Below are 14171 nucleotides of genomic sequence, written 5' to 3'. Positions count from 1 at the left end.
CCCGAAGCGTCGAGGGTAGTCGACGCTTCGGGAGCGTGCGTGGACTTTTTGGTCTGATCCGTTTTCCGACTGGACGCCGGCGCCGGCAGCGAAAATGCTGCGGCGTCCCTCGACTGGTGAAAAAATGACCGATCGCCCCCTGGTGCTCCTATCCAATGACGACGGCTACCGCTCCCGCGGGATCTCCAGCCTGCGCGCGGCTCTGATGGAGGTCGCCGACGTCGTCGTCTGTGCGCCGGAGGTGGAACAGAGCGCTGCGAGCCACGCTCTCAGCCTGCATCGCCCGCTGCGGCTGTATCGCCATGAGCCCGGAGTCTTCTCGGTGGACGGGACGCCCGCCGACTGTGTGTACGTGGCGCTCGCGGCGGGAGACCGGGTGCTGGCGCGGAAACCCGACGCCGTGGTCAGCGGACTGAACCATGGACTGAACCTGGGTGACGACGTCTTCTACAGCGGGACGGTGGCAGCGGCGCGGGAGGGTGCGCTGAAGGGCCTGCCGACGCTGGCTGTATCCGCCGGCGCCGGAGCGGATTTCTCCGCCGCCGCGCAGGTCTCGGCGAGTCTGCTCCTGGCCTTGCTCGGAGAGCCGCGCGGGCGCGGGACCCTGCTCAACGTGAACTTCCCGGCGGGCGCTGGCTGGCAGGTCCGGGCCACACGCCTGGGCCGTCGTGAGTACGAAGAGAGCATCGAGTTTCGGCGTGATCCCCGCGGGCGCGAGTACTTGTGGATCGGTGGACCCTTGCTCGAACACCGCCACGTGCCCGGTTCGGACACCGAGGCGTTCGACCAAGGAGTCGTTGGGGTCACACCCTTGGTGTTGGATCTCTGGGCGCGCCCGGACCAGGAGCACGCCGAGCTGGTCGTCGAGCGCCACACCGGCTCCGGAGATGAGCGCTTGGGCGGTGACGCGAAATGAACTATTGAAGCGCGCATGGCTGCCCGCAAGCGTTCCGCCCCGAGCCCGAAGACCCGCGCGCCGTCCCGGCCCGGCTTGACTCCACGAGGAGGCAAGGCAGTCCCCGCCGCGAAGCCCCAGAAGCGCTCGCTGCCGCACATTGCTCCGGAGCTGGTCGACGGGCTCTCCTACGTCCGCGAGCTGATCCGGGAGATCCCGAATTTTCCGCAGGCCGGGATCCTCTTCAAGGACATCACGCCGCTCTTGGCTGACCCCAAGGCGTTCCACATCGTGCTCGACGCGATCGCGGAGCGGTTCGTCGGAGAGCACATCGATGCCGTCGTTGGTATCGAGTCCCGCGGCTTCATCTTCGGTGGAGCACTGGCGGCGCGGCTCAACGCTAGCTTCGTGCCAGTGCGCAAACCCGGCAAGCTGCCGTACCGCACCGACAAGGTGAGCTACTCGCTCGAGTACGGGGAGAGTGAGCTCGAGATGCACCGCGACTCGCTGGCCGAGGGCGCGCGGGTGCTCGTCGTGGACGACCTCCTGGCGACCGGCGGCACGGCGGCCGCCGCAGGGGAGCTGGTTCACCGGCAGGGTGCGGACGTCGTGGCGTTTGCCTTCGTCGTGGAGCTCGAGTCCCTCGGCGGGCGCGAGCGCCTCTTGCCCGTGCCGGCGATCTCGTTTCTACGCTACGACTGAAGGGTCGGGAGAGCCCGCGTGGCGGCCGCGCCGAGCGAGACGGAACGTCGGCTTGCGACCGGGCGAGCGGTTCGGGTTGCCCTCCGGCCCGAGTGAGGCAAAGATCGTCCGATGACTCTTCGGGGCTGGACGCTTTTGGGGCTTTGTTGCGCGCTGCCGCTGGCAACGCAGGGTTGTGACGACGGCGCCTACGCCGGCGACGATGGGCTCGGAGGCAGCGGGGGTGGCGGCGGCGCGCCGATCACCGGCGCCGGAGTCGGGCAGGAGTGCAGCGGCATCAAACCCTGTCGCCAAGGTCTGGCGTGCAAGAACGGGCTGTGTGAGCTCGGCCACTCGACGCTGGAGGGGCAAATCTGCGTGATCGCCGGCGAGTGCGCGGACGGCCTGCAGTGCATCACCAGCAAGTGTGCAAAGGCCGGGAGCGGGACGAACGGCGATGGCTGCACCAGCGACGCGGACTGTGAGAGCGGACTGCGCTGTGTGCTCGCAGGTTTCTCGACCCAGTGTGCGCCCGAGGGCACCGGGGACGTCGGCGCACTCTGCACGACCAGCGGAGACTGTTACGGGGGACTCACCTGCACCCTCGGCAAGTGCAACCAACCACTGCCGGGCGCGCCAACCTTCGGGCTCCCGACCTGGCAGGGTGTGGCCTGCGACGCCGCGAGCGCCGGCAGCGTTCGGGCGTACTTCGAGGTGCCGGGGGTCAAGGCGCCGAAGGGGCAAGAGGCGGACTTCTTCCGCCTGCCGTTCCCCAACGACGTGCGCATCAAGGGCGGCTGGCTCGATCTCTACGGCTTTCCGACGCCTGGTCCGGAGCTCTTGGGTTTTGACCCGGTGAAGGGATACATCGACGCGCTCGAGAAGAACGAGAGCGCGTGGGGCACCAGCCCGACGGTCATCTTCCGCTTCTCGGGTGAGATCGACTTCGATTCGTTCTCGACCGAGGCGGCCGGAAAGTATCCGGTGCAGTGGGTCGACATCACCACCGGGACGCCGGAGTACGGCTCCAGCGCGGGCCTGTTCTGGGCCTGGAATCCCAACAAGACCCACTACGTCTGCGAGAACAACCTGTCGGTCCGGCGGCCCACCGGTGCGCCAATGACACCGGGCCACCAGTACGCGGTCTACCTGACGACTGCGGGCAAGGCGAAGAGCGGAGTGGGCATCGATCGCTCCGAGCACCTGACCGCGGTGCTCGCCGATGCGGCTCCCGCCGACGGCGAGCTCGCGCTGGCCCACGCGGCGTTCAAGCCGTTCCGCGACTACCTGAAGGACAAACTGATCGACTCGGCGCTGGTCTTGAACGCGTCGGTGATCACAGCCGGCAAGGTGCGGGAGCCGATGAAACAGCTGGCGACCGCGGTGCTGTCCGCGGGGGTGCCGGCTGCGAAGGGTTGGGTCAAGTGCGGCGGCGGAGCCAAGTCGCCGTGCCCCCAGGCAGACGGCGACCGCGCGTGTGGAGACGGCGCTTCGCCGGACTTCGACGAGTACCACGCCCTGCTTTCGCTGCCGGTGTTCCAGAAGGGGACGCCGCCGTACACGGATGCGGGCGGAGACCTGCGCTTCGATCAGCCGGAGCGCTCCGAGGACGTGTGCATGGCGCTGACCGTGCCGAAGGGAGCGATGCCGGCGGCGGGTTGGCCGCTGACGGTGTTCGCTCACGGCACCGGCGGCTCGTTCCGCAGCCACGTGCGACCGGAAATTGCCGGGGCGCTCTCCAAGGCCAAGACGCCGGCCGGCAGCGTTGGTTTTGCGGTGCTCGGTATCGATCAGGCCGAGCACGGACCCAGGCGCGGGGCGTCCAGCGCGTCACCGAACGATCTGTTCTACAACTTCAAGAATCCGGCCGCGGCGCGCGGTAACCCGCTCCAGGGCGGCGTCGATCAGCTGGCGCTCGCTCGTTTCGCCTCGACGCTGAACGTCGACGCGGCGACCAGCAAGGGCGCGGACATCAAGGTCGATCCGAACGCCATCGTGTTCTATGGCCACTCCCAGGGCTCGACGGCCGGCAGCCTGGCCCTGCCGTACACCGACGTCTACAAGGGCTCGGTGCTGAGCGGCAACGGAGCCAGCCTGATCCACGCGCTGCTCGCCAAGAAACAGCCGGTGAACATCGCGGGCGCGCTGCCCTTCGTGCTCGCCGACATGGACTCCAGCGGCAAGCTCAACGGGGGTGACATGCACCCGGTCCTGACGTTGTTGCAGATCTGGATCGATCCGGCGGATCCCCTGAACCACGCGCGGGCCATCGGCACACAGCCCGAGACCGGCAGCCTGCCCAAGCACGTCTTCCAGACCTACGGCACCGGCGACAACTACAGCCCCGGCACGACGATGGCGGCGTTCGCCCTCGCGGGTGGCTTCGATCTGGGCACCCACGACGCCAGCGCCACCAAGCCGGAGCCCATCGGGGATCCAGGCCTGGCGGAGAAGGCGCTGCCGCTCGCCGGCAACAAGACCGTCGCTGGCGCAAAGGTGACGCTGGTCGTGCGGGAATACGGCCCTCCGAGCGGCAAGGACGGGCACTTCGTTGCCCTCGACGTGGCGAACGCAACCAGTGACATCACACGCTTCCTGGGCATGGTCGCCGAAGGCGCAGTGCCCCAGGTCGGCCCTTGATGCGGACGAGCGCAGTGACCGCCCGCTGGCAGTGAGCGCCCGCTGACTGAGCGGCGGGCTCACAGCTCTCGGCGCGGGAACGGCATGACGGCGCCGATGTCTGCGGAGCCGAGCGCGAGCGCGACCAGGCGGTCGACGCCGAGGGCGTTGCCGCCCGAGGGAGGCATGCCGGCATCGAGGGCAGAGAGGAACCGGGCATCGACGCGATAGGCGGGGCGCCCCGCCAATTTGCGCGCACGGCGCTCGGCAACAAAGCGGCGACGCTGCTCCTTGGGGTCGGTGAGCTCACCGAACCCGTTGCATAACTCGATACCCCCGGCGTAGAGCTCGAAGCGCTCCGCGACGCGAGGATCCTCAGGGCTCCGGCGAGCCAGCGAGGCCTGGGTCGCCGGGTAGTCGCACAGAAACACGGGGCGGCGCGCCCGGGCCAAGGCCGGTTCGACACGCTCGACCAGGAGCTCGAAGAAGCGAGCCTCGTCGCTCTCGGCGAGATCCACCGCGTCCGCGACGCCAGCGTGGCGCTTGAACGCTTCGCGTACGGTCGAGCGGCGGAACGGCGGGCGCAGCTCCAGACGAGTTCCATCCGGCCGCTTCAGCGTGAGCTTGCCGGCCACGCGCTCCACGACGCGGGAGACGATGGCCTCGGTGTCCGCCATGACGGCCTCTTGCCCGGAGAACGCGCGATACCATTCGAGCATCGCGAACTCCGGCTCGTGCAACGGGCCGCTCTCGTCGGCGCGGAAACAGTGCGCCAGCTGATACACGCGCGGCACGCCGCCCACCAGCAGGCGTTTCAGCTGAAACTCCGGCGAAGTGACGAGAAAACCCGCCTCCGCCCTCAGCGCGTCGATGTGAAAATCGAGCCCCGGAGTCCCCACACGTTGCGGGGTGTCGACCTCGATGAAGGCCTGCTCGGCGAAGTACGCGCGGATGGTTGCGAAGGCCGCGGCGCGCGCCTGCAAATTGCGGCCGACGCCCCGCCACGTGAAGCGCGCGATGTCGCCGTCTCCGCGAGGGGTGGGGCAGGGGAAGCGCGCTTCGAGCGTCGCATTCAGCAGGCGCTGACCGACCTGTCGCCCGACGGCGACGATCAGATCGCCGGCCTGCAATCCGCTGGCATCGTCCAGCACGACGTCGATCACTCCGAGCGCATCGCTCAGCCTCACGCGGGTTCCCTCCACGAGCTGAACCCGGCCGCCGACGGCTACCGGTCCGCGGCCCTGGCGCGACGAGGGGTCGAGCGCGAGCAGATCGCTTGGCGCGCGAACCGAGCTCAGCCGCCCGCGAAGACGCGTTCGGCGAAGGCGGCGATCTGACTGCCCATCCACGGTCCGGCCACCGCCAACACCACCGCGACCACGACCAGTCGTGGCAAATGGGCGAGTGTGACGTCCTGTACTTGAGTTGCAGCCTGCATCACCGCCACCAGGAGCCCAATGATGGCCGCGGCGCCCACCACCGGCAGGGAAACGGCGACCGCGAGCAGCAGCGCTTCCTGAGCGTTGGCGGCCAAGAGCGAGACGTCCGGCACCGACTCAGTCCCCACTCGTTTCGCTCGGCGCGTCGCCCGCGTCGTCGTTCGGGGCAGCGTCGGCCGCGTCGCCACCCGCGGCGCCGTCGCTGCCCGCTACGCCGCCGCTGCCGGCAGCTCCGGCAGCGCCTGCCACTGCCCGCGGCGCCGCCGCTGCCCCCAGCCCCGGAGCCCCCGCCGGTTCCGGGCGGAATGGCAGACGCATCCACCGATGGGTCGGGTTCGACGTTTTCGAGCTTCGGTTTACAGGCGCTGGCGGCCGGCTCGGCTGGAGGGGCAGGGCAACAGACCGCGTCCTTGGAGCGAATTTCCCATGCGCCCCGGCAGATCAAACCCTCTGCACAGTCGTCGTTGCCGTTGGCGAGATCGCAGCTCTCACCCTCCGCCGCGTCGCTACAAGCGCCGAACGCGAGCAGCGCTCCGAGCAGCAGACCCGCGTGAACGGCGCGCCTCGCCATCAATCAGTCCCCGCGTCGCCGGCAGAAGCCCCGGTGCCGGCGCTTCCGTCGGAGCCCGCCGCGCCGCCGCTTCCCGATGCGCCACCGCCACCGGAGGTGCCGCCGGACGCGCCGCCGCTTCCGGATGCGCCACCGCCACCGGATGCGCCGCCGCTGCCCGATGCGCCGCCGCCACCGGATACGCCGCCGGAGCCGCTGTCGGTTCCGTTCGTGCCGGTATCTTTGCCGCCGCTTCCGCCCGTGCCACCGGTGCCACCGCTGCCCGTGCTGCGCAGACAGCGATCGTCACCGATGGACTGGCCCTCCTCGGGGCAGCAGCGATCCGTCGAGTCGTCGATCAGCTCCGTCGCGGGGACGCAGACCAGCGGCGTCTCGCAGTCCTGATGGCCGTTGCGGTTGAAGTCGCAGCGCTCACCCTCGGCCTGCTTGGCACAGCCGGGCACCCACAAGACGAGGGACAGCGGCAGGGCGCAGAGGTAACGCAGGAAGCGGCGCGGGGAAGAGGTCATGTGGGGCATGTCCTAGCACGTTTTTCCGGGGTTCTGTCCACGCTCTTCAGCTCGGGCGACGCTCCTTGGCCTCGACCGCCTCGGCGAAAAGCCCGACGTATTGGAAGGCGCTGGTCAGGGAAAATACGAGCGAGACGTAGACCAGGACACGACCGACCACGACCAGATCGACGACGCCGAGGTCCCAGGGTCCGAGGGACAGGTGATACGGGTAGCCCACGATCAGGGCGATGATGCCAATCATCTGCAGCGCCGTCTTGCTCTTGCCGCCTTCGCCCGCCGCGATCACCACACCCTCGCTACTGGCGATCGAGCGCAGCCCCGTGATGCTCAGCTCGCGGGCCAGGAGCAACGCGACCGCCCACTCGGGGATGCGACCCATGGGGACCATCCAGACGAGGGTGGCCATCACGATCAACTTGTCGGCCAGCGGGTCCAGGAACTTGCCGAGCACGCTCACCACTCCGAGCTTGCGCGCCAGGTAACCGTCCAGCAGATCGGTGATGGCGGCAGCGCCGTACACGATGGCCGCCCAGGTGCAGTCGGTGGGTGTGCCGCTCGAGAGCAACCACAAGACCAGCGGGATCACCGCGATGCGACCGAAGGTCAGCAGGTTGGGGAGGTTGACCGCATCCTGCCTCAGTGAGCGACGACGTGCCGCGCGCACGGTCGGATCCAACTTGGGTTTGCGCCGACGCGGGCGGCGCGGGCGGCGCGAGGTGGGCGGTGTCTCCGAGGCGGACATCGGGGCTCGAGCATACAAGGAATCGATCGCGTCAGGGCGCGTCGACGAATACTGCACCGTCACCCGTCATGCTGACGAGGCCTGCGGCCGCCGCGGGGGCGGTCGTCGCCGGAACTGGCTGGGGCAGGATGCGTCCGACCCAGCCGACGATGTGATGGCCGCGCAGCATCGCGGGTCGCTCGGGGCCCACCTCCACGGCCACCAAGCTCGCGCTCGCGCGGAGCGCGACCAAGCCTTCGCCGGACAGTTGCAGCATCGGGACGTGCTCCATCGTGCCGACGCTGAGCCGCCCGCTCTCGAAGCGGAGCGCGAGGTCGAAACCCAGCAGGCGATCTTCGCGCACGTAGAACAGCTCGCGATCGAGGTGCGTCAGGACCACCCGGGGCTCTGCGTCGAGCACCAGCGAACCGAGCCCATCGAGCACGATGAGGGGAGTGCGCATGCCGCCGAGCGGCTCGTCGAGCGCGCGCCCGCGGGAGCGGCGATGGATGACGCTCTCGCGGAAGGGGCCGGCCTCCGGCAACAGCGCCCGCACCCGGTCCAGGCGCACGACGAACGCACCATCGAGGCGAATGCGCGCCACGCCGTGGCTGAGCTGAACGGCGCGCCGGCCCTCCGGCAGCGAGAGCACGAGCCCCTCGGCCAGGCGTCGCGGGGAGGTCGGTGCGTCGGGTCGCAGCGCCGCGGGGCGATCCAGAGGCTGCCCCACGTCCGAGGCTGCTGGGGGCGGCACCGAGGCTCGCGGTCGGAACGGGCGTGACGCCGGCGGCCCGGCATCGCCGCCGGGTTCGAGGGAGTGCCAGCGGCCACCGAGCACGGGTTCGCCCGCGCCGGACTCTGCCCGCGTGAATGCGTGAGCATCCGCCTCCAGCTCGTGGACCGCGTCGGCTGCAACCGCGCGCACGGCCTGCATCTCGGGGCGGGGCCCGGGTTCGATCAAGTCGTTGAGCGCTTGCTCCATGCGCCGTGCGAGGTGCGGTTGTCCGGCGCGCTCGAAGGCCTGGGCTGCCCGCTCGAAGTCACCCAGCCGCTGATGAGCGAGGCCAAGGTAACCGGCGGCGCGTTTGTGCGTGGGTTCCAGCTCCAGCAGCGCATCGAGCGTGTCGCGCGCGCGCAGTAGCTGGCCGGTCTTCAAGAAACACAGCCCGAGGTTCAACCGCGGAGTCAGCGCCTCGGGGCGCAGACGCACGATCTCTTCGAAGATGTTGATGGCGCGCGGGTAGAGCCCCAGGCGAAAATAAACGACGCCGAGCAGCCCCTGGCCCTCGATGTCTTCGGGCTGGAACGAGAGCGCTCGCTCCAGCTCCTCCTTGGCCTCACCAACCCGGTTGTCCTGGAGCAGCTCACTGCCGCGATAGAGGTGAAACAGGAAGTCTTCGGCCTCGAACGTGCTGCTCGGAGGAAGCTCGGACTCCCGCGGTCCGTCATCCGTTGCAGGCTCCGGGCTCTCGTTGCTGCCCCCGGCGCGCGCGCTGGCTTCTTCGAGCGAGGGGAGGGCGCTGGGCTGTCGCGAAGCCATGTCGAGCCGATCCTACACCGTTGGCCCGGGTGTTTCCCCGCTTCGGCGTTCAGCCGGCCGCCAGGACCGCTTCTGCCAGGCTGAAGCGCCCTTCGTGCAGCGCCCGCCCGACGATCGCCGCGCGGATCGGCCCTCCGGCTCGCGCGAGCTCCGTGAGGTGTCCGAGGGTGCCCACGCCGCCACTGGCGATGACCTCGAGGTGGGTGGCCAAGGCCAGCTCGGCCGTTGCCCGGACGTTGGGTCCGACCTCGGTCCCGTCGCGCTCGATGTCGGTGTAGAGCACGCCCGCGAGCGGCAGTGCCTCGAGCTCGTGTACGAGGTCCGCGACGCGGCGATCGCTCGTCTGCTCCCAGCCATCGGTCGCCACCCAGCCGTCGTTGGCGTCGAGGGCGATAATCACACGTCCGGGGTTTGCCAAGGCGAGCGCGCGCACCAGCGCTTGATCTTTCACCGCCGCGGTTCCGAGCACCACGCGCTCGACCCCGAGCTCCAGATAACTCTGGGCGGCCTCCAGAGTGCGCACGCCCCCGCCCACCTGGACTCCGCCGCCGAACGCCGCAACCACCCTGCGCACCAGCTCGGTCTGCACCGCCCGCCCGGCGCGGGCGCCCTCGAGATCGACCACGTGAAGCCGGGGCACTTGCCCCTTCCACTGCGCCGCGAGCTGGGCCGGGTCATGTTCGTAGAACGTGGCGTCGTCGTAGCGGCCACGCCGCAGGCGCACCGCCTTGCCGTGCAACAGATCGATGGCCGGGATGACGTCCATGCCTCAGGTCCGAAGAAATGCCGCGAGCAATTGGAGGCCCGCGTCCTGGCTCTTTTCGGGGTGAAACTGCACGGCGAACACGTTGTCTTTGGCGATGGCGGCGGTCACCGAGTTGTCCCCGTGCTGCGAGACTGCCACGACGACGGATTCATCGACGGGCACCGCGGCGAACGAGTGCACGTAGTAGACCCACGTCCCTTCACCACCGGCCGCTTCGAGAAACGGATGCCCCGAGCCGACCAGCTCGAGCTGATTCCAGCCCATGTGAGGGATCTTCACGCCACGCCCCGAGAGGCGCTCGACGTGACCGGAGTAGAGGCCGAGGCCCGGCACTCCGGGGGCCTCGTCGCTCGCTTCGAACAGCACTTGCAGACCCAGGCAAATTCCCAGGTAGGGCGTGCCGGCGTGGAGCCGTTCAGCGAGCGCCTCGCCAAGCCCGCCGGCGAGCCCCCGCATGCAATCGCGAAATGCGCCTTGGCCGGGGAAGACCAGTCGATCGGCGCGCCGGACACGCTCGGGATCGGCCGTGCGCAGCACGCTCAGTTCGCCGCGCCCGGCCTGGGAACCGGCGGCCACGATGGCCTTTTCCACCGAGCGCAGGTTGCCCAGGCCGGTGTCGATGACGGTCAGCTGCACGGGACTGCCTCGGCGCTCAGAGCACGCCCTTGGTCGAAGGAATGCCGGCCCCGCGTGGATCGAGCTCGACGGCCGAGCGCAGCGCCCGAGCAAATGCCTTGAAGCAGATCTCGACGATGTGGTGCAGGTTCTCGCCGCTGTGCAGGTGAAGGTGCAGGTTGGCCTGGGCGCTGCGAGCGAAGGCCTCGAAGAAAACCTCTGCCAGCTCGCTGTCGAACTCGCCGATCTTGGCCTTCGGCATCGGCACCCGCCAGACGAAATAGGGCCTGCCAGATAGGTCCAGCGCGGCGGTGACCAGCGCTTCATCCATGGGCAGCGTGGCGGAGCCGTAGCGGCGGATGCCGGCGCGGTCCCCCAGCGCGTCGAGCAGCGTCTTGCCGAGCACGATGCCGATGTCTTCGGTGGTGTGGTGCCCATCGATCTCGACGTCGCCCTTGGCCTTCACCACCAGGTCGAACGCCCCATGCCGCGCGATCTGCTCGAGCATGTGCGAGAGGAACGGCAGCGGGGTTTCGATGCGGCTCTGGCCGCTTCCGTCGAGGGTGAGCTCGACGGTCACCGACGTCTCTTTGGTCGTGCGCTCCGAGCTCGCGCGGCGGGCGCTCACCGGAATTCCTCGATCTTCCACGCGCCGTGCTCGCGCAACAGCTCGACCGTGCCGCCGGCTCCGTAGGACATCGTGGCCCGTTCGCCGATGCGCTCGAACTTGGCCGTCGGCAGCGCGGCTCCGAGCGCCTGAGTGAGGCGCAAGAGCTCGTCCTTCTGCTCACCTTCCCACGCCTTCTTCAGCTTGGCGGCGTCGAGCCCCTCCTTCTTGCCGTCGGGGACGAAGCGCAAGAGCACGTCCCAGCGTCGGTTCTCGAAGGCGCGGATGAACGCGCGGACGGCCGCCTCGGGCGAGGCCTGGCTGTAGAGATCGATGGCGGAACCATCCACGCGCCAGCTTCCCGACTCGTACACCAAGAGCAACGACTCGCCGTTCGGCGCCGTCACGGTGGCGGTGACCAGCGGTGGCCCCGATGGCCGCCCGAGGGCCGAGGCGATGTCCTTCACCTCTTCGGGGTTCTCCTTCACCATGCGGGCGAACGCCTCGAACGGAAGCTGCTTTTTCGCCTCGCCGCTGAGCAGCGAGTAGGCCTCGTCGATGTGTCCCGCGGAGAGCGCGCGGGCGTAGGCGTCGAGTGTCTCTTTGGGTCCCTGGGCGGGGCGCTGCGACGCACAGCCCCATGCGAGCAGCGAGGCGGAGGCGAGCAGGCCCATGCGGCGGATGGCGCTGACGGACACGCCGCGGGGATACCACAGGCCGGGCCGCACGTCAGCGAGCTGGACTAGCCCCCGAGGCGTACTAGTGTGCGGGGTATGGCGCCCGTCCCGCCGCAGCCCCAGGGTACCGAGCGCATCGCGGTGGTTCCACTGCGCAACTCGGTCCTGTTCCCGATGTCGGTGGTTCCCATCAACGTCGGCCGGCCGCGCAGCGTCCGCCTGGTCGAAGAGCTCGTCGGCAGGGAGAGCGCCCTGGTCGGTGTGCTCACCCAGCGGGACGCGGACACCGTGGAGCCCGGCTTCGAAGATCTGTACGAGGTCGGCACCCTGGCGCGGCTGGTGAAGGTCATCCGGCTGGGGCCCAACAACTACAGCGTGGTCCTGAACGGCATCGGGCGCTTCCGGGTCGATCAGAGCTTGGGGCTCGAGCCCTACATGCGCGCCGACATCGTGCGGCTGGGCGACGAGAATGCGGACGAGGCCACGCTCGGTGAGCTTCCGAACCGCCTGCGCGACGCCACCCGCCGCATGCTCGCGCTCTTGCCCAATTTGCCCAAGGAGACGGCCGGCATCCTCGACAACGTGAAGGACGCCGGTGCGCTCGCCGATCTGATCGCGTCGAACCTGCCGGAGGACCAGGCGGAGATCAGCTTCCGGCAGCGGGTGCTGGAGGCCGTCGACGTGCGGCGCCGCATCGAGATCGTGCTCGGCGTCGTGGAGCGCCACCTCGACGTGCTGCGGGTCAAGGGTGAGATCACCGCGATGGTGCAGGAAGAGCTGAGCCGCTCGCAGCGCGATCTGGTGCTGAGGCAGCAGATGCGCACCATCCGCGAAGAGCTCGGCGAGGCGGGCGACGACGACGAAATCGACGAGCTGCGGGAGCGAGTCGCGCGGGCGGAGCTGCCGCCGGAGGCCGACAAAGTCGCGCGCAAACAGCTCTCACGCCTTTCCGGCATGCAGCCGCAAGGGGCCGAATTCCAGGTCACCCGGACCTACGTCGAGTGGCTGGCGGACTTGCCCTGGAATCGCACCACCAGCGACCGCTTCGACGTGCGCGAGGTGCGCCGCTGCCTCGACGAGGATCACTTCGGGCTCGACCGCGTCAAGAAACGCGTCGTCGAGTTCTCCGCCATTCGGCAGCTGCGCCGGGACAAGAAGGGGCCGATCTTGCTGTTCGTCGGCCCACCTGGTGTCGGCAAGACCAGCCTTGGCCGCTCCATCGCCCGGGCCATGGGACGGCGCTACGGGCGCATCGCCCTGGGCGGCGTGCGTGACGAAGCCGAGGTGCGTGGACATCGCCGCACCTACGTCGGAGCGCTCCCCGGACGCATCATTCAGGCCCTGAAGAAGGCGGGCACCCGCAACCCGGTCCTGGTGCTCGACGAGGTCGACAAGATGGGCGTCGACATGCGCGGCGATCCAGCCGCGGCCCTGCTCGAGGTACTCGATCCGGAACAGAACAACACCTTCGTCGACCACTACATCGACGTGGCCTTCGACCTCTCCGAGGTCATGTTCCTGGCGACGGCGAACTACTTCGACAACATTCCCGCGGCGCTCCGTGACCGCATGGAGGTGATCGAGGTTCCGGGCTATACACGCAGTGAGAAGCGGGCAATCGCCGAGAAATTCCTGGTCCCGAAGCAGCTCAAGGAACACGCCCTGAAGCCGGAGACCCTGGCGTTCAGCCGAGAGGGCGTCGAGACGATCGTCGATTTTTACACCCGCGAGGCCGGAGTCCGGGGCCTCGAGCGCGAGATCGCCGCGGTCTGCCGGGACGCGGCGGTGCGCCTGGCCGAGGGACGTCCCGTCGAGAACGTCGACGTCAACCGCGAGTGGGTCGAGACGGTGCTGGGTGCGCACAAGTACGATCCCGAGATCGCCGAACGCCGCCTGGCGCCGGGAGCCGCAACGGGGCTCGCGGTCACCGCGAGCGGCGGTGAGCTGCTGTTGGTCGAGGTCACGCGCATGCCGGGCAAGGGTGAGATCACGGTCACCGGCGGGCTGCGGGCGGTGATGAAAGAGGCCGCGGCGACCGCGCTGTCGTTCGTGCGCTCGAAGGCGGAGCTCTTGAAGCTCGACCCGGAGTTCTTGAAGACGATCGATCTCCACGTGCACCTGCCCCGGGCCGCCTCCTCCCGCGATGGGGCCAGCGCCGGCGTCCCGATCTTCGTGGCGGTGGCGTCGCTCTTGCTGGACGTGCCGGTGAAACCCGACGTCGCCATGAGCGGCGAGCTCACACTGCGCGGCAGCATTCTTCCCGTCTCCGGCATCAAGTCGACCGTGCTCGCCGCGCACCGCGCGGGCATGCGCTCGCTGGTGTTGCCCGCCAAGAACGAGCGCGACATGGAAGAGGTCCCCGACGAGATCAAGAGTGATCTCCAGATCCACTTCGTGCACCGCGTGGACGAGGTCCTGGCGCTGGTGCTCGCCCCCCCGGAGGAGCGAGGCCCGCTCTCCGATCGTTCGATCCCGCCGGCGGATAGCGGCGAGGCGAGGCCCTGAGCCGCGAGCCCGTTTCGCGCACG

14 protein-coding genes are annotated in these 14171 nt (G+C 69.2%); 4 read left to right on the top strand and 10 right to left on the bottom strand.

Translation table 11 applies throughout. The features are described from left to right. The first annotated feature begins 124 nt into the window (after nucleotides 1-124). The 3 genes from surE (at nucleotide 125) to IPI67_21935 (ending at nucleotide 4216) form a co-directional block, all read left to right on the top strand. Nucleotides 125-916, top strand: coding sequence for a 5'/3'-nucleotidase SurE (surE, locus tag IPI67_21945; protein ID MBK7582843.1), 792 nt, complete (start codon nucleotides 125-127; stop codon nucleotides 914-916). A 15-nt stretch (nucleotides 917-931) separates the two neighbouring features. Continuing rightward, the gene (locus IPI67_21940) at nucleotides 932-1597 is read left to right on the top strand and encodes an adenine phosphoribosyltransferase (GenBank protein ID MBK7582842.1); all 666 of its coding nucleotides are present in this window, start codon (nucleotides 932-934) and stop codon (nucleotides 1595-1597) included. A gap of 111 nt (nucleotides 1598-1708) precedes the next feature. After that, nucleotides 1709-4216, top strand: a complete 2508-nt coding sequence (locus IPI67_21935) for a hypothetical protein (protein ID MBK7582841.1) — start codon at nucleotides 1709-1711, stop codon at nucleotides 4214-4216. A gap of 59 nt (nucleotides 4217-4275) precedes the next feature. On the opposite strand, the gene genX is transcribed toward IPI67_21935, so the two are convergent. From genX to IPI67_21885, 10 genes are all read right to left on the bottom strand, one after another. Continuing rightward, entirely contained in the window at nucleotides 4276-5214 is a 939-nt protein-coding gene (gene genX, locus IPI67_21930) for an EF-P lysine aminoacylase GenX (GenBank protein ID MBK7582840.1), read from the bottom strand. 275 nt (nucleotides 5215-5489) lie between these two features. Then, on the bottom strand, nucleotides 5490-5729 hold the full coding sequence (gene sctS, locus IPI67_21925) for a type III secretion system export apparatus subunit SctS (protein ID MBK7582839.1): 240 nt from the start codon (nucleotides 5727-5729) through the stop codon (nucleotides 5490-5492). A gap of 22 nt (nucleotides 5730-5751) precedes the next feature. Further along, entirely contained in the window at nucleotides 5752-5952 is a 201-nt protein-coding gene (locus tag IPI67_21920) for a hypothetical protein (protein MBK7582838.1), read from the bottom strand. A 252-nt stretch (nucleotides 5953-6204) separates the two neighbouring features. Beyond that, nucleotides 6205-6714 (bottom strand): hypothetical protein, encoded by a 510-nt coding sequence (locus IPI67_21915; GenBank protein MBK7582837.1) that lies wholly within the window; start codon nucleotides 6712-6714, stop codon nucleotides 6205-6207. A 46-nt stretch (nucleotides 6715-6760) separates the two neighbouring features. Continuing rightward, complete coding sequence (gene pgsA, locus IPI67_21910; GenBank protein MBK7582836.1) at nucleotides 6761-7459, bottom strand: CDP-diacylglycerol--glycerol-3-phosphate 3-phosphatidyltransferase; 699 nt, start codon at nucleotides 7457-7459, stop codon at nucleotides 6761-6763. A 31-nt stretch (nucleotides 7460-7490) separates the two neighbouring features. Next, complete coding sequence (locus IPI67_21905; GenBank protein MBK7582835.1) at nucleotides 7491-8978, bottom strand: tetratricopeptide repeat protein; 1488 nt, start codon at nucleotides 8976-8978, stop codon at nucleotides 7491-7493. A 49-nt stretch (nucleotides 8979-9027) separates the two neighbouring features. Beyond that, complete coding sequence (hisA, locus tag IPI67_21900; protein ID MBK7582834.1) at nucleotides 9028-9744, bottom strand: 1-(5-phosphoribosyl)-5-[(5-phosphoribosylamino)methylideneamino]imidazole-4-carboxamide isomerase; 717 nt, start codon at nucleotides 9742-9744, stop codon at nucleotides 9028-9030. Between the two features lie 3 nt (nucleotides 9745-9747). Next, complete coding sequence (gene hisH / locus IPI67_21895; protein ID MBK7582833.1) at nucleotides 9748-10380, bottom strand: imidazole glycerol phosphate synthase subunit HisH; 633 nt, start codon at nucleotides 10378-10380, stop codon at nucleotides 9748-9750. 16 nt (nucleotides 10381-10396) lie between these two features. Continuing rightward, on the bottom strand, nucleotides 10397-10987 hold the full coding sequence (gene hisB / locus IPI67_21890; protein ID MBK7582832.1) for an imidazoleglycerol-phosphate dehydratase HisB: 591 nt from the start codon (nucleotides 10985-10987) through the stop codon (nucleotides 10397-10399). Further along, the gene (locus IPI67_21885; GenBank protein MBK7582831.1) at nucleotides 10984-11664 is read right to left on the bottom strand and encodes a hypothetical protein; all 681 of its coding nucleotides are present in this window, start codon (nucleotides 11662-11664) and stop codon (nucleotides 10984-10986) included. Before IPI67_21885 ends, hisB begins: the two co-directional genes overlap by 4 nt. A gap of 75 nt (nucleotides 11665-11739) precedes the next feature. Here IPI67_21885 and lon point away from each other — a divergent pair, with 75 nt between their 5' ends. Then, nucleotides 11740-14148 carry an endopeptidase La gene (gene lon / locus IPI67_21880; GenBank protein ID MBK7582830.1) on the top strand — a complete coding sequence of 803 codons (2409 nt, stop codon included), beginning with the start codon at nucleotides 11740-11742 and terminating at the stop codon, nucleotides 14146-14148. Nucleotides 14149-14171 lie beyond the last annotated feature (23 nt).

The sequence above is a fragment of the Myxococcales bacterium genome (assembly GCA_016706225.1).
In the GTDB taxonomy this organism is placed as follows: Bacteria; Myxococcota_A; Polyangia; order Polyangiales; family Polyangiaceae; genus JADJKB01.
Note: the sequence above shows the minus strand (reverse complement) of the source record. Positions and strands in the feature narration are given on the sequence as shown.